This is a genomic window from Pontibacter sp. YIM B11418 (assembly GCF_059278805.1).
In genome coordinates this window covers 347,897-373,693 of sequence record NZ_JCAEMH010000001.1, presented here as the reverse complement: position 1 = coordinate 373,693, position 25,797 = coordinate 347,897, and the positions used below count along the sequence as shown (strand labels likewise).

24 protein-coding genes are annotated in these 25,797 nt (G+C 50.2%); 8 read left to right on the top strand and 16 right to left on the bottom strand.

Annotated elements, in window-relative coordinates; all coding sequences use genetic code 11:
• Positions 1-295 precede the first annotated feature (295 nt).
• Entirely contained in the window at positions 296-1,750 is a 1,455-nt protein-coding gene (locus AC4QZR_RS01600; protein ID WP_494479359.1) for an OmpA family protein, read from the top strand.
• Between the two features lie 796 nt (positions 1,751-2,546).
• Here the strand turns inward: AC4QZR_RS01600 and AC4QZR_RS01595 are convergent.
• The 5 genes from AC4QZR_RS01595 to AC4QZR_RS01575 all read right to left on the bottom strand — a co-directional run bounded on the left by AC4QZR_RS01595 (position 2,547) and on the right by AC4QZR_RS01575 (position 6,690).
• Complete coding sequence (locus AC4QZR_RS01595) at positions 2,547-3,470, bottom strand: aspartate carbamoyltransferase catalytic subunit (protein ID WP_494479358.1); 924 nt, start codon at positions 3,468-3,470, stop codon at positions 2,547-2,549.
• A gap of 7 nt (positions 3,471-3,477) precedes the next feature.
• Positions 3,478-4,026, bottom strand: coding sequence for a bifunctional pyr operon transcriptional regulator/uracil phosphoribosyltransferase PyrR (gene pyrR, locus AC4QZR_RS01590; protein ID WP_188501759.1), 549 nt, complete (start codon positions 4,024-4,026; stop codon positions 3,478-3,480).
• A gap of 205 nt (positions 4,027-4,231) precedes the next feature.
• The gene (locus tag AC4QZR_RS01585) at positions 4,232-5,710 is read right to left on the bottom strand and encodes a hypothetical protein (RefSeq protein ID WP_494479357.1); all 1,479 of its coding nucleotides are present in this window, start codon (positions 5,708-5,710) and stop codon (positions 4,232-4,234) included.
• A gap of 106 nt (positions 5,711-5,816) precedes the next feature.
• A complete protein-coding gene (locus AC4QZR_RS01580; RefSeq protein ID WP_494479356.1) occupies positions 5,817-6,221 on the bottom strand; it encodes an EVE domain-containing protein in 405 nt (134 codons plus the stop codon).
• Between the two features lie 70 nt (positions 6,222-6,291).
• On the bottom strand, positions 6,292-6,690 hold the full coding sequence (locus tag AC4QZR_RS01575; RefSeq protein ID WP_494479355.1) for a hypothetical protein: 399 nt from the start codon (positions 6,688-6,690) through the stop codon (positions 6,292-6,294).
• 159 nt (positions 6,691-6,849) lie between these two features.
• Here AC4QZR_RS01575 and polX point away from each other — a divergent pair, with 159 nt between their 5' ends.
• From polX to AC4QZR_RS01560, 3 genes are read left to right on the top strand one after another with little or no spacing between them, the layout of a single operon-like run.
• Positions 6,850-8,553: a DNA polymerase/3'-5' exonuclease PolX gene (polX, locus tag AC4QZR_RS01570; RefSeq protein WP_494479354.1), complete on the top strand. Its 1,704-nt coding sequence runs from the start codon at positions 6,850-6,852 to the stop codon at positions 8,551-8,553.
• 32 nt (positions 8,554-8,585) lie between these two features.
• Positions 8,586-9,776 (top strand): tetratricopeptide repeat protein, encoded by a 1,191-nt coding sequence (locus tag AC4QZR_RS01565; protein WP_494479353.1) that lies wholly within the window; start codon positions 8,586-8,588, stop codon positions 9,774-9,776.
• The gene (locus AC4QZR_RS01560) at positions 9,773-10,759 is read left to right on the top strand and encodes a glycosyltransferase family 9 protein (RefSeq protein ID WP_494479352.1); all 987 of its coding nucleotides are present in this window, start codon (positions 9,773-9,775) and stop codon (positions 10,757-10,759) included. Before AC4QZR_RS01565 ends, AC4QZR_RS01560 begins: the two co-directional genes overlap by 4 nt.
• Before the next feature lie 110 nt (positions 10,760-10,869).
• Here the strand turns inward: AC4QZR_RS01560 and AC4QZR_RS01555 are convergent, their stop codons facing one another.
• Positions 10,870-11,817, bottom strand: a complete 948-nt coding sequence (locus tag AC4QZR_RS01555) for a TraB/GumN family protein (RefSeq protein ID WP_494479351.1) — start codon at positions 11,815-11,817, stop codon at positions 10,870-10,872.
• A 121-nt stretch (positions 11,818-11,938) separates the two neighbouring features.
• Between AC4QZR_RS01555 and AC4QZR_RS01550 the strand changes: the two genes are divergently transcribed.
• The gene (locus AC4QZR_RS01550; protein WP_494479350.1) at positions 11,939-12,349 is read left to right on the top strand and encodes a hypothetical protein; all 411 of its coding nucleotides are present in this window, start codon (positions 11,939-11,941) and stop codon (positions 12,347-12,349) included.
• Positions 12,350-12,537: 188 nt separating this feature from the next.
• Here AC4QZR_RS01550 and serS read toward each other — a convergent pair whose 3' ends face one another.
• The gene (gene serS, locus AC4QZR_RS01545) at positions 12,538-13,812 is read right to left on the bottom strand and encodes a serine--tRNA ligase (RefSeq protein ID WP_494479349.1); all 1,275 of its coding nucleotides are present in this window, start codon (positions 13,810-13,812) and stop codon (positions 12,538-12,540) included.
• Positions 13,813-14,094: 282 nt separating this feature from the next.
• On the opposite strand from serS, the gene rho reads away from it, so the two are divergent.
• Complete coding sequence (rho, locus tag AC4QZR_RS01540) at positions 14,095-15,954, top strand: transcription termination factor Rho (protein ID WP_494479348.1); 1,860 nt, start codon at positions 14,095-14,097, stop codon at positions 15,952-15,954.
• 132 nt (positions 15,955-16,086) lie between these two features.
• On the opposite strand, the gene AC4QZR_RS01535 is transcribed toward rho, so the two are convergent.
• From AC4QZR_RS01535 to AC4QZR_RS01510, 6 genes are all read right to left on the bottom strand, one after another.
• Positions 16,087-16,461: a four helix bundle protein gene (locus AC4QZR_RS01535; protein ID WP_494479347.1), complete on the bottom strand. Its 375-nt coding sequence runs from the start codon at positions 16,459-16,461 to the stop codon at positions 16,087-16,089.
• 100 nt (positions 16,462-16,561) lie between these two features.
• On the bottom strand, positions 16,562-17,035 hold the full coding sequence (locus AC4QZR_RS01530) for a hypothetical protein (RefSeq protein ID WP_494479346.1): 474 nt from the start codon (positions 17,033-17,035) through the stop codon (positions 16,562-16,564).
• Between the two features lie 68 nt (positions 17,036-17,103).
• On the bottom strand, positions 17,104-18,009 hold the full coding sequence (locus AC4QZR_RS01525) for a UbiA family prenyltransferase (protein ID WP_494479345.1): 906 nt from the start codon (positions 18,007-18,009) through the stop codon (positions 17,104-17,106).
• Between the two features lie 140 nt (positions 18,010-18,149).
• Positions 18,150-18,962 (bottom strand): class I SAM-dependent methyltransferase, encoded by an 813-nt coding sequence (locus tag AC4QZR_RS01520; protein WP_494479344.1) that lies wholly within the window; start codon positions 18,960-18,962, stop codon positions 18,150-18,152.
• Positions 18,963-18,986: 24 nt separating this feature from the next.
• Positions 18,987-19,427 (bottom strand): YciI family protein, encoded by a 441-nt coding sequence (locus tag AC4QZR_RS01515; RefSeq protein WP_494479343.1) that lies wholly within the window; start codon positions 19,425-19,427, stop codon positions 18,987-18,989.
• 19 nt (positions 19,428-19,446) lie between these two features.
• Complete coding sequence (locus AC4QZR_RS01510) at positions 19,447-19,959, bottom strand: hypothetical protein (RefSeq protein WP_253400737.1); 513 nt, start codon at positions 19,957-19,959, stop codon at positions 19,447-19,449.
• A gap of 185 nt (positions 19,960-20,144) precedes the next feature.
• Here AC4QZR_RS01510 and AC4QZR_RS01505 point away from each other — a divergent pair, with 185 nt between their 5' ends.
• Entirely contained in the window at positions 20,145-22,484 is a 2,340-nt protein-coding gene (locus AC4QZR_RS01505) for a penicillin-binding protein 1A (protein ID WP_494479342.1), read from the top strand.
• A gap of 110 nt (positions 22,485-22,594) precedes the next feature.
• Here AC4QZR_RS01505 and AC4QZR_RS01500 read toward each other — a convergent pair whose 3' ends face one another.
• The 3 genes from AC4QZR_RS01500 to AC4QZR_RS01490 form a co-directional block, all read right to left on the bottom strand.
• Positions 22,595-23,518: a TIGR01777 family oxidoreductase gene (locus tag AC4QZR_RS01500; RefSeq protein WP_494479341.1), complete on the bottom strand. Its 924-nt coding sequence runs from the start codon at positions 23,516-23,518 to the stop codon at positions 22,595-22,597.
• Positions 23,519-23,639: 121 nt separating this feature from the next.
• Positions 23,640-24,335 (bottom strand): GTP cyclohydrolase I FolE, encoded by a 696-nt coding sequence (gene folE, locus AC4QZR_RS01495; protein WP_494479340.1) that lies wholly within the window; start codon positions 24,333-24,335, stop codon positions 23,640-23,642.
• Positions 24,298-24,705 (bottom strand): 6-pyruvoyl trahydropterin synthase family protein, encoded by a 408-nt coding sequence (locus AC4QZR_RS01490; RefSeq protein ID WP_494479339.1) that lies wholly within the window; start codon positions 24,703-24,705, stop codon positions 24,298-24,300. The genes folE and AC4QZR_RS01490 overlap by 38 nt, the downstream gene beginning before the upstream one ends.
• Before the next feature lie 220 nt (positions 24,706-24,925).
• Between AC4QZR_RS01490 and AC4QZR_RS01485 the strand changes: the two genes are divergently transcribed.
• The gene (locus AC4QZR_RS01485; protein ID WP_494479338.1) at positions 24,926-25,630 is read left to right on the top strand and encodes a DNA repair ATPase; all 705 of its coding nucleotides are present in this window, start codon (positions 24,926-24,928) and stop codon (positions 25,628-25,630) included.
• Positions 25,631-25,797: the final 167 nt, after the last annotated feature.

Sequence of the window (25,797 nt, the reverse complement as noted above, 5' to 3'; positions counted from 1 at the left end):
TGAGCACACAACTTACGACCCGTAAAAAGGGTTGAAATACAGGGATGCGCGGTTGCGGATAGCAGGTGAAGCAGTGCAAACAGCGCATCGGAGTAGGTTTAGAATTTAAGCTGTTAAGACCGTTTTTTTAGACATTAACAAAATGCTTCTGCTTATGGATAAAAACTACAACAATGCAATGACTACCCGCCTGACGTATCGAAATATACGTTCCGTCTGTTTTTTTATAGAAATATAAAAAAACTTACCTGAAAATATGTACGTATTGTCATATCAAAATATACTTTTTAAAATTATGCGAAAAACTCTAACGAAACTATTTACAACTGCACTCGCGCTTGTATTCCTGCTGTCTGCCAATACAGCTGTGCTTGCGCAGAACGCTGACCAAAAGACGAACCTCCAGATCTACGGAAGTGCGCTCCAATATAAAGGTGATTTAGGTAACAACTGGTGGAAAGATAAAATGGGCTGGGGAGGCGGCGTATCGCTGAACCAATACCTGAGCCCCTCTTTCGACGCTGGTTTGCACCTGAGCTATGGTAATACTGAATTCAGCAGATTCGGATCCTCTATGGATACCAAACTCGGTATGGCAATGCTCGGACTGAGACTGAAAATGTATGGCAACATCCTGAAAGAAGATGCTTTCATCGGTCCATACCTGACAGTTGGTGGTGGTGCCCACTTCGTAAGACCAGAAGGTGTATCGCCAACAGGTACTTATGACGAAAACTTCGTAGCAGGTGCTGCTTTTGGTGGTGCCGGTATCCGTTTCAGATTCTCTGACGCGGTGAGCCTGTTCATTGAAACAAGAGCACACTTCACCAGCAACGACAAGTATGACAACATCGAGTCGAACATCAACGACCGCTTCCTGCAGCACAACATCGGCCTTGGCTTTAACCTTGGCAAAGGCAAAGACACAGACGCTGACGGTGTGCCTGATAGAAGAGACAAATGCCCAGACACTCCAACTGGCGTACAGGTTGACAAAGACGGTTGCCCAATCGACACAGATGGTGACAGTGTTCCGGATTACCAGGATGAGTGCCCGACTGAGGCTGGTGTAGCTAACCTGGGTGGTTGCCCTGACCGTGACGGTGATGGTGTAGCTGACAAAGATGACCAGTGCCCAGACGAGCCAGGTACTGCTGCCACACAAGGTTGCCCAGATAGCGACGGTGACGGTGTTCCGGATAAAGACGACAAGTGCCCTGACACGCCATCTGGTGTGCAAGTAGGTGCCGATGGCTGCCCAGTTGACTCTGACGGTGACGGTGTTCCGGATAACGAAGACCTTTGCCCTAACTCTGCTGGTACTGCCGAAACGAAAGGTTGCCCTGAACTGGACGAGCGTACTAAGAAACTGATCGAAGAGAAAGTTAAATTCGAATTTGACCAGGCTCGCGTACAGGACGGTTACCGTCAGCTGCTTGACAGCATCGTGGTAGCTCTTGAGAAATACCCTGACCACGTACTGTTGATCAAAGGTCACGCTGACCACGTTGGTTCAGAAGAGTACAACCAGGCACTGTCTGAGCAAAGAGCACAAGCTGTGAAGGATTACCTGATCCAGCGTGGTGTTCAGAACCCAGACCGTTTGGTGACAAGAGGTTACGGTGAAACTCAGCCACTTGTACAGGTTAATACAAGACTCTCTAAAGCCAGAACTGCTGCTGCCCGTGCTCAGAACCGACGTGTCGGATTCGAGATGAACACGCCAGACATGCAACTGAATCTGGAGTAACATAACTAGCCGTTAAGGTTAAAACACAAAAAGGCCCCGCAGAGCAATCTGCGGGGCCTTTTTGTGTTAATGCGTAGTTGGAGTGTAGCTAAGGATTGATAGAGTCGGAGGGGAGCGCCAAGACCTCGCAGTGTCTCTTAGATCTGCGAGTGTCTAATGGGCTGGTTAGGTATAGCTTGTCTGAATCAGGATTTTCAGGATTTAAGGATTTACAGGATTATCGTGCATGATTAACATCCCCCTGCCCCCTTCAAAGGGGACTTCTGCCGTTACCAATTTAATGGTATAGGCGCAATAGCTGCCGTCCAAGTTTAACAATACCGGGTCCAACCACCCTCGCCCCTCCTTGTCTAAGGAGGGGAGTTTTAGCCACTACTACTTTACAGGTATAAGCGCTCTAAGACTTGACACATACCACATGCACCACCTGCACGCATAGAAAGACTTACTTGCACACCAGCTATGAAATGAATCACCTTGGCCAGGTGCACTTTATGGCGCTCCACTGTTCGAGCGTTCAGCGAGTTTGGAGCGTCTTGACCTTTTTGCTTACTTTTTGTGTCAAGACAAAAAGTGAGTGCTCGCCGCACAGGCGGAGCTATAAAACAATATTAGGTTGCTATACCTGCAACAGCCCTAGCTACAAAGCAACCCAAGCTATACCTGGGCCAGAGGCCCCGCCATAGCAGACACGAGCGTGGACGCTCGCGCCATGATACATAGCTCCGCCGAGCAGGCAAAGGAACCGCTTCGCTATACCTATACAGCTGTTCCTTAAAACAAGAAGACAGAAAATTTACTGCTTCGAAGCCAGCAAGTATAGCACCGCCATGCGGACGGCAACGCCGTTCTCTACTTGGTTGAGAATGATGGAATGATGGGAATCAGCGGCGTCGGAGCTTAGTTCAACACCGCGGTTGATAGGGCCGGGGTGCATGAGCACGATCTCCTTATCGAGGCTGTCGAGCATCTTCTTGTCGATGCCATAGTAAAGCGTATACTCGCGCAGGGACGGGAAATACTTCATTTGCTGGCGCTCCAGTTGTATGCGCAGCACGTTCGCTACATCGCACCAGGCAAGGGCTTTGCGGACATCAAATTCCACTTTCACGCCCAGCTCTCTGATATACTTGGGTAGCAACGTAACAGGCCCGCATACCATGACTTCGGCACCGAGTTTCTGCAGCGCAAAGATGTTGGATAGCGCCACACGCGAGTGCAAAATATCACCAATGATCACTACTTTCTTGCCAGCTACATCACCCAGTTTCTCACGAATGGAAAAAGAGTCGAGCAGGGCTTGGGTGGGGTGTTCGTGTGTGCCGTCGCCAGCGTTTACGATGTTGGCGTTAATATGGCGGCTGAGGAAGTGTGGTGCACCCGGACTGGAGTGCCGCATAACGATCATGTCCACTTTCATGGCCAGGATGTTGTTGACTGTGTCAAGCAGGGTTTCGCCTTTTTTAACGGAGCTGCCGCTAGATGAGAAGTTAATCACATCGGCAGAAAGTCTTTTTTCGGCCAGTTCAAACGATAGACGGGTGCGGGTCGAGTTCTCGAAAAAGACGTTGGCAATGGTGATGTCACGCAGCGAGGGCACTTTCTTGATGGGCCGGTTCAGAACATCTTTAAAGTTATCAGCAGTCTCAAAAATGAGTTGAATGTCTTCTGCTGTAATGTCTTTGATGCCGAGTAGATGCCGGACGCTGAGCTCTTGCATGGGTGCTTTATTCTTCGTTTTTGGTCACTAACCAGATATTGTCTTCTTGTGTTTCGGACCCTTGCCACTCCACCAGTACCCGTTGCGATTGCAGGGAGTTAACACGCCGGCCCACATAGGTTGGCTCAATGGGCAGGTGGCGGCTATAGAGGCGGTCAATCAGCACCAGCAACTCCACATTGGCCGGACGCCCAAAGGAGATCATGGCATCCATCGCGGCCCTCACCGAGCGACCTGTATAGAGCACGTCATCCGCTAAAATCACTTTTTTGCCTTCGATCAGGAAGTCGATGTGCGTGGCGTTGGCGGCTAGTGGCGTTTCCCTTCTTCTGAAATCGTCGCGGTGGAATGTGGTGTCGAGGTAGCCGGTTGGTACGGTGGTGCCCAGGATGGCTTTCAGGGTGCTTTGGATGCGTTGTGCCACCTGTCGTCCGCGCGGCTGCAGACCGATGATCACAGAGTCAGAGAAATCGCCATGGTTCTCGATGAGCTGGTGGCAAAGGCGCATCACCATAATCTCGAGCAACTGGTGGTTTACGATGAGTCTTTTCTGCATGGCCTGGGGTCTTGGTTGCAAATATAGGATGTTCGGTTGAATTGTGGGATAGCTAAATGGCTAAATTGTTGGATGGTTAAATTGTTAATTGCTGATTGATATCACATAAGGAGGAAAATCAAGTCAGCGATAAAAATTCAGACAGCAGTGTCCTTAGGTATAAAGGATCAACCATTTAACCATCTAACAATTTAACAATCAACAATTAGAAACTAATCTTATTGATGTAGAATACTGTGCGGTTGGGGCCGTTGGGGACGCGTATACGCTGGAAACCGAAGGCGGCAAAGTGAGGGCCATACCAGCGGATCAGGCCCGGTAGGTCGGTGCTCAGGATTTTTTCTTCTTTTTCGTAAGGCAGGAGCTCTATGGAAGTTTCCTCATCCGTGTACTTGTTCTGCACCATCTGGCGGTAGATGATTTTTTCCTGCTCTGGGTAGGCCATCACCAGGCGCCCGTCCGACAGACTGGCGACCTCCACTGCATGGGTAAGGGAATTGGTCAGCACGTCGCGGAGGGGGAAGGCATTGTCCCAGAGCAGTACCCCGTCCCGGTCAAAGCCCAAGGCAATGGCGTGCGTGCGCTTGTAGGCCTGCGCTTCACGCTCCAGCCCTCTGATGCGCGTGTCGAAGAAGCTGCTGTTGCTGCGGTACTGTGGGAAGTATACCTCTGCGGCCAGTACATACCCATTGGGTGTCTGGATCAGGTCGTGCAGGAGCATGCGGTAGCGCTGCAGTGGCTCTTTGCCATCAGCAATGCGGGCGAACTCACGCTTGCGGGTGCGCTCCTCGCGGCGCGGCTTCATGTATTTGAAGAAGTTTTGCAGATCCAGCAACGAGTAAAACTCCCCTTCCGCAATTTTAAAAGCCACTGGCGACGTGAAAAACCCTTGCACAAAGCGCAGGTCGCGGGCGCCGTAAGTACCTACCAACATGCGGGAAAGCGTATCGCCGGGCGTAACTTCGGCGTTGAGCAGGCTTCTGTCCTGAGGCTGGAGGATGAAGTAGTTCTGGGACAGTTTGCCGTTTTGGTCGAAGCTCTTGACCTGCAGGCGCGAAATCCGGCGGTTAGTCTCGGACAATACCACATCCACACGGCCGTGCTCGTGGTCGGTGTGCAGGTCCGAGAAAGAGGACTCTTCGCCATACAGGGCAGGCAGGATGGTGGGCTGTGGCTTAGCCGGATTCAGGTATAGCAGGTTTGGTTTGGTGTCGTAGCTGTTGCCCGTGATCAGGAAATGGTTTCCGCGCAGCACATTGAACTCATAGATATACTCTGCTTTTTCGAGCTCGATTTCACTCTGGCTTACGTCGCCGTTACTCAGGTGGAGCCGCACAAAGGTATAGAGCGTCGGTTTGGCTGCCTGAAAGATAAGGTAGGTATAGGGAGCCTCCGTGTAGTAGCGCACAAATTCGAATTCGGGCTTCAGGTCCAGGGTACTTTTCCAGACAGGCTCTAATTTTGCGTTATACTTCTCTAGAACAAATTCAGGATCTTTGGCCCAGGTGTCGGCTTTGCGACTGTAGACCAGCAAACTGCTGTCGGGCAGGGCCAGTACCTCTACGTGGCTGGTTTCGTACTGGTAGGGCAGCTCGAGGCGTACGGGTTGCTGTGGCTCCTGCGCCCAAAGTAGGACAGGTGCCAGCCCGGCAAGGCAGAACAGCAAAAGGCGCAAGTATGGCATGTTACAATCTTGTGCTGCCGGTAGGCAGTGGGTATAAGGCAGTTAAATGCTTTTTACTCTTTTTTGTAAAGTAACGTTGTGCCTGCGTGCGGCTAGCCGCCCCGGATTAATTGCCCAGGGCGAGCAACACGTCAAATTCCTCAGCTTTGAGCGGCATCACCGACAGGCGCGACTGGCGCAGCAGGGCGATGTTTTCCAGGCGAGGGTCTTTCTTAATCTGATCCAGTGTTACGGGAGCCTTAAACGCACTTTCCGGCACCAGGTCTACCGCCATCCACTTCGGGTCGTCGGCGCTTGGGTCAGGGTAGGCGGCTTTCGCTACTTTGGCCATGCCCACAATGGCTTTTTCAGACACGCTGTGGTAAAAGAGCACCAGGTCGCCGGGCTGCATCAGCTGCAAGTTGTTGCGGGCCTGGTAATTGCGAACGCCATCCCAGCAGACACGGCCTTCTTTTACAAATCTGGCCCAGGAATAGGCCTCGGGTTCTGATTTTACTAACCAGTATTGCATGTTTAAGGTATAGGTAAACGAATTTGAAATCTGTTAATGCGGCTACAATCTGCTGAAAAGACCTCCTTTACTAATCCTGCACTTCAGGCTTTATTCGCACCTTCAGCACATTGTCTTTGAGCGACACGACTTCCATGGTATAGCGCTGCTCGGGGTAGCCGTTGCCTTGGATGTGCACCCGTATGGTGTTCTTGTCTTTGTACTCCCAGATGCCGATGTGTTCCTCCAGCCCGTCAGCAGGGGCGATGGCATACTGTTTGGCCACGCCTTCTTGCTCCAGCGCAAAACCGGTTCGCCCTCTGGAGGGCGGAAAGTCGTAGGTGTTGGGGCGGTACACGAGCACGTCGTCTTCATCTTCTTCGTAAGAGTGTAACCAGGTCTGGCCCAGGAGTTCGGCCTCCGCCTTTTTACGGCAGGTATTGGCCAGCAGCACGAGGCACAGAACGCATAGCAGCGAAGCGTATTTCATATAATTTGTTTTGATAGCGTCTTTTTCAAACAGCTGAATAGATAGCCAAGTTAAGGATTTCCTGCTTTATATAGAAGCCCCGTAATATAAAAGGCTGCCGTGCAGGGGTGGCAAAGGTATGGCGGCTTTTTCTATCTTTGTACTCATACACACATTGCCTTGGAAAATAAGAAAATCATAAAGCTGTTTAAGCTGGCCGCCGAGCTCATGGAACTGCACGACGAGAATCCGTTTAAGGTACGCTCGTACGTGAACGGGGCCGCTGCGCTGGAATTGGTAGAGGAGCCATTGGCGCTAAAAAGTCAGGCCGAGCTGGAAGGTATAACCGGCGTGGGCAAAAGCATCGCTGCCCGCGTGATCGAGATAACCGAAACGGGTTCTTTTGCGGAGCTGGACCAGCTGCTGTCGGTAACGCCGCCGGGTGTGGTGGAAATGTTACGCATTAAGGGAATTGGCCCGAAAAAGGTACGAACGCTCTGGCGGGAACTTGGTACTGAGACGGTAGAGGAGCTGCTCGACGCCTGCGAACAGGACAAAGTGAGCAAGCTGAAGGGTTTCGGAGCCAAGACACAGGAGAACATCAAGCAGGCACTGCTATTCACGCAGCAGAACCGTGGCAAACTACTCTATGCAGAAGCCGAATCAGCTGCCCAGGCATTGCAGGAGCAGGTACAGCAGGCTCTTCCGGATGCTGAGGTAGCGCTGGTTGGCGATGTGCGCCGCTGTCTGGAGATTGTAGTGAAGCTGGAACTGATGATAGGAACTGATAATCCAACGGAAGCAGAAGCAGCCCTGAACAAACTGGATGAACTGCAACAGGACGAGCTAAGCTCCGGCCCTATGGTATGGCGCGGCAAGCACAGTCTGAGCGGACTAGCCACTGAGATCCGTTTTGCGAGCCCGGCTAATTTCCAGAACGAACGCTTCATACGATCCTCTTCACCAGAGCACCTGTCCCAGATATTTGCTGCCAATAAGAACATGCTCACCGTAGCCCGCGAGAGCAGCCACAGTTCGGAAGAGGATATCTACGCTTCGGCAGGTATGGCCTACATCGTGCCCGAATTGCGGGAAGGTACCAACGAACTGCAGCTGGCCATGGAAAACAAGCTGCCAAAGTTGCTCGAACTAAGCGATCTGAAAGGCATTCTGCACAACCACAGCACTTACTCTGACGGCGCCCATACTCTGGAGCAAATGGCGACTTACTGCCGCGACATGGGCTACCAGTATTTAGGAATATCCGACCATAGCAAAACGGCCGCTTATGCCGGTGGATTGCGCGAAGGCGATGTGCTGCGTCAGCAAAAGGAGATTGACGAGCTGAACCAGAAACTGGCTCCTTTTAAGATATTCAAAGGTATAGAATCTGATATTCTGGGCGATGGCTCCCTGGATTATGAAGAAGACATTCTGAAGACTTTCGACTTTATTGTAGCCAGCATCCACAGCAACCTCAACATGGATGAGCAAAAGGCTACAACCCGCCTGATCACAGCCATCGAGAATCCTTATACTACCATGCTTGGCCACCCGACCGGGCGTCTGCTGCTGCGTCGCGAAGGCTACCCGATCAACCACAAAATGGTGATCGATGCCTGTGCTGCCAACAACGTCATCATCGAAATCAACTCCAATCCCTGGCGCCTCGACATCGATTGGCGTTGGGTACACTATGCGCAGGAGAAGGGCGTAATGCTGAGCATTAACCCGGATGCACACCACACCAGCGGCTACGACGACATGCGCTACGGCGTGCTGGTCGGTCGCAAAGGCGGGCTTACCAAAGAGATGACCTTCAATGCGAAGTCTGCGGAGGAAGTGGAAGCTTATTTTAAAGCGCGGAAGGAGAAGATAAAGTAATTATACTTTCTGAAACTAGACTACGCCTTTAAATGGAATACTTTTATATTATATTAGGAGTAACTATAGTAGGGCTATTTTTTCAGTTCCTAGGGAAACTAATATTTCCACATTTTAATAAGTTAGTAACGAATACTCCATATGATAAAATTTTAAAAAGGCTACAGGAAGATTTGTTAAAGGCGGGTCTTTCAAATGACTTTTCTAGAAAGCAGGAGATTAATCTTCATCTCCTTTGGCTCAAAACTTTAAAAGAGATTAGATCTAAAGACTTTTTAGGCAGGAAAAGGCAAGAGTCTGAATATCTTATTTTGGTAAACATTAAAGAAGAAGAGCTAAAAGTGCCTGAAAAGTGGAGTTCGAATAACTATGACCACTCAATGTTTGTAGGAAACATAATTGCAGCCTTTGAACAAGTATTAGATGAGAATGAGTACAAAGGAGAGGTTGAGCCTGAGCCGATGGGTGGATACAAGCCAGACTTTACCCTGCCATTGCCTAAATCAGTTATAATGGAAGCTCTGTGTTATACATTAGATTGGGTACAGTCTAAACGCTCTTTTCATAATAAAGTAGACATGGCGGAATTAAAGGCAGGACTGCAGATTAACCTATCAATTCTCAATAATTATTTTGTTGATACAAAAGGGACCAATCTTCCTAAAGAAGACATAAAGGAGAATGATCGTTTAGGCAAAATGTACCTTGATATGCAACCTGGGCTGAATGGTGTTGAACAACATTTAATTTACTTGCTTGATGAACAGGAATTAGTACAGGAAGGCCAATTTTATCTAGATAAAGGAGAGCACAGTAAGGCTATTGAATACTTCAACAGATGTTTATCTAGGGATCCAGAGAATGCTTTTGCGCTACAAGGCTTAGGGGTTTGCTTCTATAATTTAAAAGAGTATAGTAAGTCTGCTGAATACCTTGAGAATGCATTGGCCTTGAAACCTAATGAAAAAATCATTCTTCATAACCTAGCGCAAACTTTATTCTGTATCGGAGATACAAAAAAAAGCTTCTCTTGTTATGATAAAATAATAAAACTCAATCCCAAAAATGGATTTGCATACTATCAGCGTGCTCTTTTACATTCAGAATTGGGAGACAATCAATTGGCTCAGGCATTGATGATTAGAGCAGCTAAGCGAGACTATCGGAAGGCAAGACTATGGCTGATAGACAAAGGTATAATAGAATCTAAGCCTACACCTTGAAAAAGATACTTATTCTCCGTTTTTCCTCTATCGGCGACATCGTGCTGACTACGCCGGTGGTGCGCTGCATTAAGCAGCAAGTGCCGGGGGCGGAGGTGCATTATTGTACCAAGCAGGGCTTTAAAGGTATACTGGAGCCGAACCCTTACATCGATAAGGTGCATACGCTAGGCGACAGCCTGGGCGAACTGGTGCAGCAACTAAAGGCCGAGAACTTCGATTTTGTGGTGGACCTGCACAACAACCTGCGCACGCGTATCATCAAAACAAGACTAGGCAAGCCCTCCAAAAGCTTCGATAAACTAAACTACGAAAAGTGGCTGATGGTGAACCTGAAAGTGAACCGCCTGCCCGATGTGCACATCGTCGAACGCTACTTGGCTGCTGCTGCGCCATTAGGTATACAGGACGACGGCAAAGGACTGGACTACTTTATACCTGCTGATGCTGAAGTAGACATTCATAGTTTGCCAGCTGGTTTTCAGAACGGCTATGTAGCTTTTGCCATCGGAGCTCAGCATTATACCAAGCGCTTGCCAGTGAAACGTATCATCGAACTTTGCCAAATTATTGAGCAGCCGATTATACTTTTGGGTGGTAAGGAGGACAGTCCCAATGGGGAAGTAATTGAAGCCTATTTTAAGATACATAGCATTCCCAAAACCATCTTCAACGCCTGCGGCAGGTATAGCCTGGCAGGTTCAGCCTCACTCGTGCGGCAGGCAAAGCAGGTGGTCAGTCACGATACAGGTCTGATGCACATTGCGGCGGCTTTCCAGAAGGATATCATCAGCGTCTGGGGAAACACCATACCTGAGTTTGGCATGTACCCTTTCCGGACCAGATATAAGGTGCTCGAAGTAAACGGACTGCCATGCCGGCCCTGCTCTAAAATAGGGTATAGCAAGTGCCCCAAAGGTCATTTTAAGTGCATGCGCGATATTGATTTCAGCGCTATCGAACGAAAGCCTTATAAGTTGTAGAGCAGCTTCGTTGTATAAAGAAACAGGTATAAAACAGCATCGCCCGCACAGGTATAGACTTGTGCGGGCGATGCTGTTTTATTAGGTATAGCTATACCTGACGAGTTGATTTATTGGAGTGGTTTTACGTTATAACCGGCTCTTTGCAACAACTTCAGCAGACCGTTTTCACCTGGTAGGTGCGCTGCGCCAACTGCAATAAAGGTTGACTGCTCTTTCATGATCGCAGGCAGTTTAGTCATCCAGTCTTTGTTACGGTCGTCCGTCATATAGGACATGTCGCCACCACCGGTCAGCTCGTTGTATTCCTGCGATAGCGCCCAGATGCCATCCAGGTCTTTAGCAAAATACAACTGCACGAGTTTGTTTGAAATTTGCATAGCGACATCTTTATTTTTGATGTAAGCTACGAGTTGCTCTGCCTGTTTATCCAGCGGATAGTGGTTGTAAAGCAGGTCAAACTGCTGCTCCATGGTCTCGAGCGTGCTCACTTTCTTATTGCTTTTCTTGGTGTGGCTGGTAAAGTACATATCCAGTGGCTGGCCTGTATATTTTTTCAGTACTTCCATGTCCTGGTAGTCTTTCATAGAGAGCATCAGCATCACCGTCATCGGTTTCATCTGGTCGGCCATGCTCAGCTCAAAGCCATACTTTTCTTTCACTTCCGCGTTCACCAGCGCATAATCTTCTTTGCTCAGCAAAGTTGAAAGCTTGTTATCCTGCATGACCATTTTAGAACCCAACTGCATCATCATAGCTGAGTCGATTTCTGTTTCTACTACCAGGCCGTGGCTTTCCATGAAGCGCTCCATTACTTCCGGTGTCGTGTCCAGGTAGCTGGAGTTGAGCAGGTGGTAAGTGCCATACAGGTATGAGGGTTGCTTCAATCCATTGCCGCTGATCTCCCAGAGCAGCGATTTGGCCGAAGCAACAGGTTGTGCCTTGGCCGTAGTCGCTTTGGCTGGTTTTGATTTTACTTTCTGGGCCTGGCTGAGGGTAGGGCAGATAAGGAAGGCTACTAACAGGTATAGCCAGGCAATCTTGTTTTTGAAATGCATGTGTATAAGATGATAAAAGGTTGTTTCAGATAAAGTAGGATAGCTGTAGTTTTGCAAATGAAAATGCCAGCTGCTGTTTTTGTGCGCATGACACCTATAAAGTTTCAGAAAAGTAATTAAGATGTCCAAATATAATTTGAATTGGCAAACCACCGACGAGCAACTACTCGATGCCCTGCTGCTGGCGACAGGCGGCGAGGGAGGTGCTACGCTGCAGGATGTGTTGCTGATGATCGATGCTCTGGACGGCGACGTGCTGGCATTGCAAGACCTGGAACAAGGACTCGAAAAGCTGGTGTCGGTTGGCTTTGTGCTGGTCCAGAAAAACAAGCTGGCCCTGACAGAGCAATTCCTGGCCAGGTATGAGGAAGCAACGCTGAACTCGGCAGAAGAAGCACCTGAAAGTCCGTTGCAAAAACTGCTCTCGCAAACGTCCCTTACCGAAGCAGGTATACAGCAGGCCAGAAACGAAACTCTCAAAAAGTACAAGCTTAAGAATTATTACCAGCAGTACCTGGAGCAGTTCGGATAGGTCGCCGATTTGGGGGTGTAGCAATCTGAAGATGATCAAAGAATGAATCCTCAATCTCTAACTTTAAGAATTGCAATCAAGAGTTAAGGTATAGGTCCAGAAAAAAACAGAAGCGCCGCTGAAATAACCCAGCGGCGCTTCTGTTTTCAGGTATAGAAGAATCTCTACAACTTTAAAATTTTCACTTTCTAAGAAATCTTCTCAAAACCCAGGTATGGGTGTAGCACTTTGGGCATGTTGATGCCATCTGGTGTCTGGTTGTTCTCCAGGAGGGCAGCTACAATGCGCGGCAGGGCCAGGGCACTACCATTGAGCGTGTGCAGCAGCTGTGTCTTACCTGACTCGGTTTTGGAGCGCAGCTTCAGGCGGTTTGACTGGTAAGTCTCAAAGTTAGAGGCAGAGCTTACTTCCAGCCAGCGGTTCTGGGCAGTAGAGTATACTTCCATATCGTAGGTGAGGGCAGAGGTAAAGCCCATATCGCCGCCGCACAGTCGCAGCACACGGTAAGGGAGCTCCAGTTTCTGCAACAAACCCTGAATATAGCTGCTCATTTCCTCGAGTGTTTCATAAGACTTTTCTGGCAGCGTAATCTGCACAATCTCTACCTTGTCGAACTGGTGCAGACGGTTCAGGCCACGCACATCGGCTCCCCACGATCCAGCCTCTCTTCTGAAACAGGGCGTATGGCCGGCGTTTTTGATCGGCAGTTGCTCCACCGGCACAATCACGTCGCGGTAAAGGTTTGTGATCGGCACCTCGGCCGTCGGGATCAGGTATAGGTTGTCTTCTGTGGCGTGGTACATCTGGCCGTCTTTGTCAGGCAGCTGACCGGTGCCGTAGCCTGAGGCTTCGTTCACCAAAATCGGCGGCTGCACTTCCATGTAGCCGGCTTTCATGGCCTCGTCCAGGAAGAAGTTGATGAGGGCACGCTGCAGGCGGGCACCTTGCTTCTTGTATACCGGAAAGCCAGCGCCGGAAATCTTGTTGCCTAGTTCGAAGTCGATGATGTCGTATTGCTGAATCAGCTCCCAATGTGGCAGGGCGCCTTCGTGCAAGGTAGGAATTTCACCGTGTTGCAGAACTACTTCGTTGTCTTCTGCTGTTCTACCTTCAGGAACACTTGCATGCGGAAGGTTCGGCAACTTGTATAGTGCTTGCTGTATTTGCTCTTCGATGGCGGCCAACTGCTCACTCAGCGATTTGGTCTGCTGCTTTAACTCTGATGTTTCTGCTTTGGAGGCTTCCGCTTTTTCGCGGTCGCCGTTCTTCATCAGTATACCGATCTCTTTTGAGATGGCATTGGCGCGGGCCTGCAGCTCATCGTGCTGGCTTTGCACCTGTCGGCGCTGCTGGTCCAGGGCTACAATGGCCTCTACCTCTTGGGCGGCATTTTTGTAGTTTTTCTTGGTAAGTCCAGCTATCACAAGCGCTGTCTGCTCTCTTAAAACGTTTAGCTGTAGCATAGTTTGGGTCGTTGTGTAGCTGCAAAAATATACTTTTTTAGGTTGTTAGCGGCATTTGCGAAATCTTTTAAGGAAAAACTGAAACATTTTCAACAAATTCCCCGCTAATATTTGTTAATTACTAAGCATTGCAATAACATTGCAGTGCAATTTATGGCAGGCCCTATCCTGAGCCGCACAAAACTCTATCGCATTCATTCATTTTCCGAATTAATAAGTCAAGCTCTCGCTGCGTCCGCCCATGCGTGCCAAGCAGGTTAATTTAACTACCATACCACATTTATGTACAAAATTGAAGAATTGAAAGATAGGCTTCTTTCAGAACTCAAGGAAATTGCAGAAGACCTGGGTGTCAAGAATTTCAAGAAACTCAGCAAACAGGATCTCGTCTACAAAATCCTTGATCAGCAAGCCATTACCCCTCCCGACAAATTGCCCAAAAAAGTAAAATCCTCCTCTAGCACAGCCGTCGCCAGCGAAACCGCAGCTACTGAAAACACAATTACCATCAGTGAAGAGAAAGAGGTGAATGAAGAGCAGGCGGCCCCTGTAGCCGAAACGACAGCCCAGCCAAAACCTGCCCGCGAAGCAGCCCGCCGCGAACAAACCAGTCCGACTTTAGTACAACAGGCAGCCCCCGTAAAAGACCATGGTCCGCAGCGTGAGCGTGTAACCACCCGCCGCGACAACCGCAATGATGGCGCCCCGCGTGAGCAGCGTCAGGAACAGCGTGTTGAGCGCACAGAGGCCCGCCCAGAACGCGCTGAGAGAACGGAGCAGCGTCCGGAACGTGTTGAGAGAACTGAGACCCAGCGTCCTGAGCGCAACGATCGGAATGAAAGAAACGACAACCGCACAGAGCAGCGTGAACAGCGCCCTGAGGTTGGAAACCGTGCAGAGCAGCAACGCGAGCAGCGCCCTGAAGTCGGAAACCGCAGTGATAGCCGCAATGACCAGAACCGTGGTGGAGATAACGCACCGCGCCGTCAGCAGAATGCGGCCGCAAGCAGCAATAACTTCCGCGAGTTTGACGGAATAATCCTAAATGAAGGTGTGTTGGAACTGATGCAGGATGGCTACGGCTTCCTTCGCTCTACGCACTATAACTACCTGGCCTCGCCAGATGATATCTATGTGTCTCCTTCGCAAATCAAATTGTTTGGTCTGAAGACAGGCGATACTGTAAAAGGCCAGATCCGTCCGCCGAAAGAAGGGGAGAAGTACTTTGCCCTGCTTAAAGTGGATTTGGTGAACGGACGTACCACAGAGGAGATCCGTGACCGTATACCTTTCCAGCACCTGACGCCGCTTTTCCCGGAAGAGCGTTTGAAACTGACCACCAAGCCTAACCTGCTTTCAACCCGTATCCTCGATCTGTTTGCCCCGATCGGTAAAGGCCAGCGTGGTATGATCGTGGCGCAGCCAAAAACAGGTAAGACCGTGTTGCTGAAAGAGATTGCCAACGCCATCTCCGAAAACCATCCGGAAGTATACCTGATGATCCTGCTCATAGACGAGCGCCCTGAAGAAGTTACTGATATGGCCCGCAGCGTGAGAGCGGAGGTAATTGCCTCTACGTTCGACGAAACTGCCGAGCGCCATGTGAAGGTTTCGAGCATTGTACTGGACAAGGCCAAGCGTATGGTAGAGTGCGGCCACGACGTAGTGATCCTGCTCGACTCCATCACGCGTCTGGCACGCGCCTACAACACCGTGGTGCCTTCATCAGGCAAGATCCTGTCGGGTGGTGTAGATGCCAACGCGCTGCACAAGCCGAAGCGTTTCTTCGGTGCGGCCCGTAACGTGGAGAATGGCGGCTCACTGACCATCATCGCGACTGCCCTGATTGACACTGGTTCTAAAATGGACGAGGTGATCTTCGAAGAATTTAAGGGTACCGGTAACATGGAACTACAACTGGACCGCAAACTGGCCAACCGCAGAATCTACCCTGCTATCGACGTACCGGCTTCAGGTACACGCCGCGAAGACCTGCTCATGGATCGCGACGAACTGAACCGTATCTGGATCCTGCGCAAGTTTATGTCCGATATGAACTCCGTGGAAGCCATGGAATTCCTGAAAGACAGAATGCAGGGAACCAAGAGCAACGAAGAGTTCCTGATCTCGATGAACGGATAAGGCGTAGTTCAAATAAAAAAAGACGCCCCCTGTGCTACTTGGCACAGGGGGCGTCTTTTTTTATTTGAACTGATTGAGTGAATGAGTGGTTTAGTGAATTGGTGAATGAGTGATTTTTGATTGGTGAATCTTTTATTTATTCATGGATTTTCGTGCTTTGGCCATGATGGATAGAACTTCAGTGAATTCCTTTTGCAGGTTTAGGACGGCAGTAGTTGAAGTGGTGCCGGATTCTTCCAAAAGCTCAAGCCAGAAGAGACTTTCGTCGGCCTCCTCCACCACAATGCAAAGCTTAGCATAAAATTCTGCTGATGACCAGGCTCTACAGGCCGCCCTATAGTTGGCCGCAACTGATGTGGCAGAGCGTAACAATTGTCGCTTCATAATAGTTGCTTCCTCCGTTTTCGGCAATTGCTTGCTAAACCTGATTACATCTAAGGCAAGCCGCTTGGTACGCTGCCTGAAAAGTTCAGCAAATTGGTATTTAGGTAGACGTTCTTTATCCACAGTGCTTTAGTTAAGTTTCCTGTGAAATCAAAAAGAAGCTGTTATAGTTCAAAAACTCACCGAATCAAAAATCACTCATTCACTAAATCACTCAATCCACCTAACTCCAAAACGGATAATCTGGCTTAGCTAGCAGATAGACGGTATAAGTCAGCACCACGCCATAAACGATGTGCGCAAAAATGAGTGTGATCAAGTAGGTGCGGAGCGCTATGAGAGGTGGTCTGGGATGCACCAGAAAAAACAGGTACCAGATGAACATTGCCATCAGACCATGGGCTAATCCGAAAAGGAAGCCCCAGGAAGCATTGATAAGCCCGACACCTGAGTGCCACAGCGCAATGTAGAACAGCGCGAAAATAATCCCGACCAGGTAGTGCGCTACGGTGCCATATACCTTGGTGCTGGTGGCTTCCGAGAGTGAACCATCAGGTTGCGTGCGGTTCGTGAGCATAGTGCCCAGTATCCGGATTACCTTCATAACGCGGTGCGTCGCAAATGAGAGCAGGTATAGGAAGGCGGTCATGGCGGCGGTGGCGGCAAGTCCGCCTATTACAGCGTAGAGAAATTTCATGTGGAGACGGTTTTTGCTGTTATACGAAATCAGGCTATGTAGTTATAAGAGGCTGGCCTGCAGGATGTTTACGAGGTATAAACAGTGCGTAGCAGGAGTATCAGGAAAAACGCCAGGCTGATACAGAGTGACGAGATCTTGTTCATGCGCATCGTGTTTTCGAAGTTTACCTCCTCAGGGTTCTGCCATGACCTTCGCACCCAATTCAGGAAAAAATAAGTAATTGGAGCAGTGAAAAGTATAAAAACGAGAATGTTGAGCAACTGACCCAGCGCCAGGTATAGCCCGATCAGAAGGGCTGCTCCCAGGCTCAGCGCTATACCTGCAAACACGAAAGTACCCCGTATACCTAGCAGTAAGCTCAGTGTTTTGTCTCCTCGTGCACTGTCTTCCTGGTGCTGGTAAATTTGCGTGAGCGGATAGGAGCCACAAAGAAAGAGCGTGCTCACCAAGGCAAACCAGACGTTGGGCGCTTGCAGGATTTGCTGCATGTCCAGACCACCCCCCACCTGTACCATCAGAAAAGTGAAGGCTCCCTGAAAAATTGTAACAACCAGTGTGCTAATGACCGGATATTTCTTGAGCCGGATGTCCCGGTCGCTGTAGGCTTTGGAAACCAGCAGGTATAGCGCAACCATCAAAGCAAACAGAGGAGAAAGTAAAAAGCTAAGCAACACGGCCAGTACATCAAAAAGCAGCACCAGGTGAAACAACTCCTGCGTGACTTTAGGCGGTTGCCGCAGCCCACCAATACTGCCTTCGTCGCGGTCGTGGTATGAGTTATAACCGTTGCTGGCAGGGTATACCAACACATGCAGAACCAGGAACACAGCCGCTGCCCGCCACCAGGTATAGCCATCCGTCACGCTGAGCGCAAACCAGTACACCGGCATCAGGTATACCGAAAACGGAATCCGCATGAGGGTCAGGGCGCTGCCGTATTTTCCGATGACAGGTATAGCGACTGGTTTCAAGGTGTGAATTGTTGATTGTTATTTGTTGATTGTTTTTGTCTCATTTACCAAAACTCTTTCATCTCAGGTTTTTAATTCTCAGATCAGACTTTACTCTTTTTTAATGTTGAAACCTGCCTATACAGCAATCAGCAATTTTATTAATCCGGATAGCCAAGCAGATAAATAACCTGCTGACCCGGTCCGGTACCGACAATGCCGCTGCGCCAGGTATAGCCGGGCGGTGTCTGGACGTGCGCCAGCAACTCATCGAGCATCCGTGGGTTGTAAAGCCTGAACAGCGATACCAGGCCATCCCACATGATACCGAGCGGGATGATTGGTATAAGGTACGTGAACAAGAGTCGGCTGAGTTTAAAAGGCCTGATAAAAGGTGTTACCAGCAGAATAATGATCGGGAAGGTAAGCAGGAAAATGATCAGTTCGGCCCAGGTTTTGCCACCCCCTTCAAAAATGCCGATAGGTGCACGTTGGTCGACGGCATTTTGCAAAATGGCTACTGCCTGCTGCGGTCTGAAATGGTGAAATGAGGAAAAGATGGTGCGTACGCCTTTTACCTTGGGTGGTACATTGGTGACATCCACTGGAGATGCAATGAAATCGATCAGACCTCCGGACTCAGCGTGCAGAAATTCGTAGGCGCCGATATTAGGGTATAGGTCAGATAAGGTGACGCGCACAGGCACTCCCATGCGCTGGCTCAGTGCCTCGCGTATACCTGCTATGCCGCCGCCGGCGCCGGAGCAAAGGTCAGTGAAGTGTGTCTGGTCGCTGCTACGGAGCAGATCCTCCAGCAAAGGTATAGCAGGGCCGTAAGCTCCGAGCTTCGAGATCATGAAGCGCAGGAAATCGAGCATGCCCTGCCTGAAAATGTGCGGAAACCAGGGTTGGTCTTCTAACTCGAAAAGGTGCAGGCGGAAGTTCAAGGGCAGCAGCGATTGTTTTGTTCGCATACTGCCCTCTGCCTATAAAAGTTACTACGGCAGCTTTGTGCCGCGCTGGCTCATCCAGGGATGTAGTTCCATGATCAGTTTACCAGCTTTTACGGCCGGATCTGCCTCGGTCAGTGCCTGCGCTTCCTCCAAAGTAGCTACATCAAAAATGAAAATACCACGCAGCTCACCGTTGTCCAGGAATGGGCCAGCCATCACTAGTTTGCCATCAGCGGCCATCTTCCGGATATGCGCCATGTGCCCGCGCTGGATGCTGTTCACTTCGGCTGTGTCGGTGGGCTGGTGAGGACCTTTTTTGAGCAGCGCCATGTAGTAAGTTTTCATCTGGCTCAAATCCGTCTCACCAGATGTAGTAGCCGGAGCCTTTTTGGCAGCAGGCTTTGCTTTGGATTGCGCCTGGGCACCTAACGTGCAGCAAAGGCTGAGTGCCAGCGCTATACCTGTGATTTGTAGCAGTTTTCTCATGGGGTAAAGGTATGCAAACTCAGTTACTTTCCACGATTCCTGCAGCACCAGCCCCAATGCTGAAGTTATCCCCAGAATTGCTGAACAGCTGCCAGTATTCTTCCTGTGGCTTACCCAAGTCAGGCGCTAAGGTCAGGCGGTCACCGTTCACAAAAGTCAGGGCTATACCGTATGCGTCTTTTATTTCTGCGCTTTCCACAGCCAGCGCCTGACTGCTGATCACCAGCCCCTGCAGACGCTGGTCGCGGAGGTTGGCACCGGGTACTTTCCAGTCGAATTTGAGAGAAGGGAGACCGGGCTCGCGCTTGCGCATGAAGACCTCGCTGTGCTTGATGGTCTCGCCGTTGGCAAGCTCGAAGGTCCAGGGGCAGTTCACGGCCAGGGTATAGAGGCCAACGTCCAGAATCAATCCTTGCGGCGTGGTATAGCTGGTTTTGCCGAAGTGGAAGTACTGTACCAGTTCGCTGCGGGTGGTTTTGGTCAGTGGCAGCCCCTTAATCTTGTCGAACGCTGCCTGTAATTGCTCTTGCATGGTTATGTGGGTAATGCTGTGCGGCAAAGATAGGCAGGGCCTGCCAAAGTTATAACAGCTTCTGCATATCGCTTGCTAAGTTTTATCCGTTTCTGAGAAAGTATTTGTACACAAAAGGTATATTTGCAGTAGATTAGAGAGAAGTGATCCGTAAAAATACAGGCAGTTTGCCCTGATGAAATAACATGCTGCAAGAGCAAGAAAAAGAACAAGTAAAGCAACCGGTTAAAAGGAGAAAGTCCGTTTACGGACACATCATTGGTTATACCTGGAAGCTGTTTCTGTTGGGACTGATGGTGGTGGTTGGCTACCTGGTGAGTGTGGAGTATAACTTCTTTTACCTCTTCGGCTCATCCCCAAGTCTGGACAGGCTGGAAAATCCGCGTAGCGACCAGGCCTCCGAACTTTATACCGCCGATGGGCAGTTGATCGGAAAATACTTCCGTGAAAACCGCAGTCCAGTGGGCTATAAAGAGATGTCGCCGACGCTCATCAATGCGTTGATTGCCACCGAGGATATCCGTTTTTATGAGCACGCAGGTATAGACCCGACGGCTATTTTCGGTGCCGTGTACGACAACCTGCGCGGCGAAAGCCGGGGCGGTAGTACCATTACGCAGCAGCTGGCCAAAAACCTGTACAAGACCCGAACCGACGACGCAAAGGGAGTGCTGGGCCACATACCTGGGCTGAACATTGTCATCTCCAAAACGAAGGAATGGCTCACTGCTATCAAGCTCGAGCAGCGCTATACCAAGGAAGAGATCCTGGCCATGTACCTCAACACCGTGGACTTCGGCAGTAACTCGTTTGGTATACAGGTAGCCTCCAAGACCTTTTTTAATACCTCGCCCGATAGCCTCAAGCCGGAGCAGGCGGCCGTGCTGGTGGGTTTGCTCAAAGCGCCGACTTACTACAGTCCCCGCTTCAACCCCGAAAACGCCACCCGCCGTCGCAACACGGTTCTGGCGCAGATGGCCAAGTATAACTACCTCACCCAGGCGCAAGCCGACTTGCTGAGCCAAGTGCCGCTGGAGCTGGACTATAAAGTAGAGAACCACTACGACGGGCCTGCTACTTACTTCCGGGGAGCTGTGGCTGACTTTATGAAGGAATGGTGCAAACAGAACGGCTACGACCTTTACCGCGACGGCCTGAAGGTATACACCACCATCGATTCGCGCGTACAGGCGCATGCCGAGGCGGCCATGGAGCAGCAGATGCGCACGCTGCAGCGCCGCTTCGACAACCACTGGAAGGGCAAAAATCCCTGGGTTGACGAGAAGAACAATGAAATTCCGGGCTTCATAGAAGAAACCATCAAGCGCACGGACTACTACAAGCGCCTCAAAAAGAAGCATGGCGACAATACAGCCGCGATCAACAAAGAATTGAACACGCCGCGCGACATGATGGTGTTTACCTGGGATAACCCGGAACGCGAGAAAAAAATGACCATGTCCCCATTGGACTCACTGCGCTATTACAAACGCTTCCTGCACGGCGGTATGATGACGATGGACCCCTTTTCCGGCGAGATCAAAGCCTGGGTGGGCGGTATTAACTACAAGTACTTCAAGTTCGACCACGTGAAGCAGGCGCGTCGCCAGCCGGGCTCTACTTTCAAACCATTCGTGTACGTGGCCGCCATCGACAACGGCTATTCGCCTTGCGACAAGATTGTGGACACACGCATCACCATCAATTATGTAGAAAAAGGGGAGAAGAAAAGCTGGTCACCGAACAACGCCGACTGGCAGTATACCGGAGCCCCGATGACGCTGCGCCGTGGCATGGGCAAATCGGTGAACTCTCTGACTGCGCAACTCACGGAGCTGGTAGGTTGGGAAACCGTGGTCGACTATGCGCACAAGCTGGGCATTACCAGCCCGCTGGATAAGGTGCCGTCTATTGGCCTGGGTCCGAGCGACGTGTCGGTTTATGAGATGGTAGGAGCCTACGGTACGTTCCCTAACCACGGTTTCCATACTGAGCCGCGTTTCATCACCCGCATCGAAGACCGTGACGGCAACCTGATCGAGCAGTTTGTGCCGGAACAGAAGAAGGTATTAAGTGAAGAAACGGCTTTCCTGATGATGCACATGCTCAAAGGAGGTATAGAAGAGCCCGGTGGTACCTCGCAGGCACTTTGGGAATACGACCTCTGGAAGGGCAACGAGATCGGCGGCAAGACCGGTACCACCTCCAATCACTCCGACGGCTGGTTTATGGGCGTAACTAAAGATCTGGTAACAGGGGTGTGGGTAGGCGGCGAGGACCGCAGCATCCACTTCCGTACCTCCAGCCTGGGCGAAGGCTCCAAGACGGCACTGCCGGTATACGGCCTTTTCATGGAGCGAATCTACCAAGACAAAGACCTGGGCTATACCATGGGCCGCTTCCCTAAGCCAACCGTTAAGATCAGCAAGAAGTACAACTGCACCACCGTGCTGCCAAAAGCTGAGCCCGACTCCCTTTTCCTCGACTTGAATTTTGAGATTCCTGAATTGATAGACATGTTTTAGGCTATACCTAACCCATAGAAAAACAGCAGCGCCGACTATACTTATAGCCGGCGCTGCTGTTTTAAGGAATGTGCTATACCTGTGAACACCTGTCAGGCAGGTATAGGGAATTAGCTTTTGTCTTTGCTCTTGCTGTAAAACGACTCCAGTGCCTCATCCAGGTAATTGTACTCGAAAGTAAAACCGGTCTGCATCACCTTATTGGCGCTCACACGCTGGCCACTTAGCACCACATCACTCATCTCACCGAGCATCAGGTTGAGGGCGAAAGATGGTACTTTAGGCAATACCAACGGTTTGTTCATGGCTTCGGCCAAAGCTTCGGTAAACTCCTGGTTGGTGACAGGGTGGGGCGCAACGGCATTGTATACGCCAGTAAATTGGGTGTCTTCAATAGCCCGGATGTAAAGGCGGCACAGGTCGTCGATGTGAATCCAGGACATGTATTGTTTACCGCTGCCGAGCGGGGCGCCTGCCATCATTTTGATCGGCCGGGCCATTTGCGGCAGCGCGCCACCTTTTTCGCTCAGCGCTATACCTGTGCGCAGGATGACGGTGCGTATACCCAGGTCTTTGATTTGCCACACGGCTGCCTCCCAGGCTTTGCACACTTCAGCCATAAAGTCCTCGCCGTAGCTGCTCTCCTCCGACATCAGCTGGTCACCTGAGTTACCGTAAATGCCGATAGCCGAAGCCGAAATGAAGCCTTTGACGTGGTGATTTTGCTGGCGGAGACTGTTGAGTAGCAGTTGCGTGCTATCTACCCGGCTGCGCAAAATCTCCTGCTTGCGTTCTTTCGTCCATTTCTCCTCTGCCAGTCCGGCACCCGCCAGGTGAATAATGTAGTCAGCGTGCGTGATGGCATTCTCGTCAATAGTAGATTTCTCTATATTCCAGCGGAAAGTCTTATAGTGAGAGAATTTGTCGGGATTTCGGGACAGATGCGCCACCTCATAGCCCTGATCGATCAGCATCTCCGAAAGACGTAACCCGATTAGTCCTGAACCACCTGATATGAGTATTTTCTCAGCCATAAGTACTAATCGTTGTTATAAATTATATAGAAATATATCTATACGCGTAAGGACTAACTGAAAGTTGCTTTCAACGATCGAAACCGGCTGGCAGCGCAAAGGTTCGCTCTAACAGCGGGGCTTATTTCTTCCGGATGTGGTTCAGGAACTCGTTGCGGTACTGGTCCTGCTCAAAAAGGCCGGAGTACTCCGCTGTGATGGTGCTGCTGCTTACGTCGTTCACGCCACGGCTCATCACACAAAGGTGATCCGCCTCAATCAGCACGGCCACGTTCTCGGTCTGCAACGCCTGCTTCAGCTCGTTGGCAATCTGCATGGTCATACGCTCCTGTACCTGCGGACGGCGGGCGTAGTACTGCACAATCCGGTTCAGTTTGGAAAGGCCGATCACATGCTCATTGGGCATATAGGCCACATGGGCTTTGCCAATGATGGGCACGAAGTGGTGCTCGCAGGAGGAGTACACGGTGATATCGCGCTCCACGAGCATCTGTTTGTACTTATACTTATTCTCAAATCGGCGGAGAACCGGCTTGTTTTCGGGGTGCAGGCCACTGAAAATTTCCTGCACATACATTTTAGCAACACGTAGCGGCGTTCCTTTCAGGCTATCGTCTGTGAGGTCGAGGCCCATGGTATGCATGATTTCGCGGAAGTGCCTTTCAATGATCACGATTTTCTCAGCGTCAGAAAGGTCAAATGCGTCAGGGCGCAGCGGCGTTTCCAGAGAGCCCATCATGTGGTCGTCTAGCTCCTCCGCGTCGGGGCCCAGGTCCTGGTTATCCATTATATTCAACAAAGTTTCTTTCAGTTTCATAAAGCGTTACTGCCAGTTCATACTCCCGGCTTATTTTTTCCCGCAATCGCTCCCAGATCACCATGGCAATGTGCTCGGCGGTGGGGTTCAGCTGCCGGAATTCCTCGGTGTCGAGGTTGAGGTTTTTGTGGTCAAACCTGTCTATTACCTCTTCTTTTACCAACTCGCTGAGCTTCTTCATGTCGTACACATAGCCGGTCTCCTCGTCCACAGCGCCCGTCAGCTTCACGATGAGCTCGTAGTTGTGCCCGTGGTAGTTGGGGTTGTTGCACAGTCCGAAAACCTCTGCGTTCTGCTCGTCGCTCCAGGCCGGATTGTGCAGGCGGTGGGCGGCATTAAAGTGCTCTTTTCTGCAGATCGTTATTTTCATTGCGGTTCAAACAGGTGGGCTGTGTTATTGTTCGCGTACGTGAAAAATTCACATTGGGCTAGCCGGGCTGTAAACCTACAAAGGTAAGCTTCGCAGCCCCTAAACCCAAACAGAACAGTCCCTAAATTAATCTGGGATCTTATATCTGAAATCTGCTATGGATTAACTATTTTCGTAGGTATACGATTGTTCCTGTCAAATCATTATTTCTAAGTAGAGTATGCGAGTAAAAGGATTGTTGGTAGCGGCCATGTTGCTGGTATCAGGTATGGCAAGTGCGCAGGTGATGCGTGTAGAAGAAAACGAACAGGTGGTAAGCGGCATCAAGCGTAACGGCCAGCAGCTGAGCGTGCAACTGGACCCTAAGTTTGTAGAGAAGATCTGGAAAGACCATTTGTCGGAGGAAGCGGGGAAGGTGAAACACTCCAAGGGCGTTTATACCGTGGAGGAGGCAAAGCTGAAAAACATCAGCAAAGAGCCTGTACGCATCATTTCCACGGTTGGCACCCATACCAGGGGCAGCTACGTATGGTGGTCGCTGGACATGGGCACATCGCATCTTGACAAAGAAACGAATCCTGAAGTATACGCCGCTGCAGAGCAGTTTATGGAAAGCTTCGGCAAAAAGCTGTACCAGGAAGACGTGCTGCTACAGATCAACGAGGCCGAAGCAGTGCTGCGCAGCACCAAAAAGGAGCAGGACCGTGTCGTGAAGCAGGCCAATGATCTGCAACTGGGCATAGAACGAAACAAGAAGCGCAAACAGGAGTTGGAAGCCGAGTTGGTACGTAATGCCGACGAACTGCGCCAACTGGAGCAGAATGTGGAGCTGAACGTGAAGCAGCAGGAGGCCAGCCGCCAGCAGGTACAGGCCATGGAGAAAGCTGTGGATGAGGTGAGGACAAAATTGCGTGACATCAAATAAGGTATACCTATACCTGTGTTGTGGATAATTAAAAATGAACGCTTAATATGATTACTAATATTTATTAATTTCAGTCAGTACTGATTTACCTCATGCAACAGTATAGTAGAAAATAAAAACCTTCAGAATGTTTCGAATATGGGAATATTAGATTTCTTTAAAAAGCT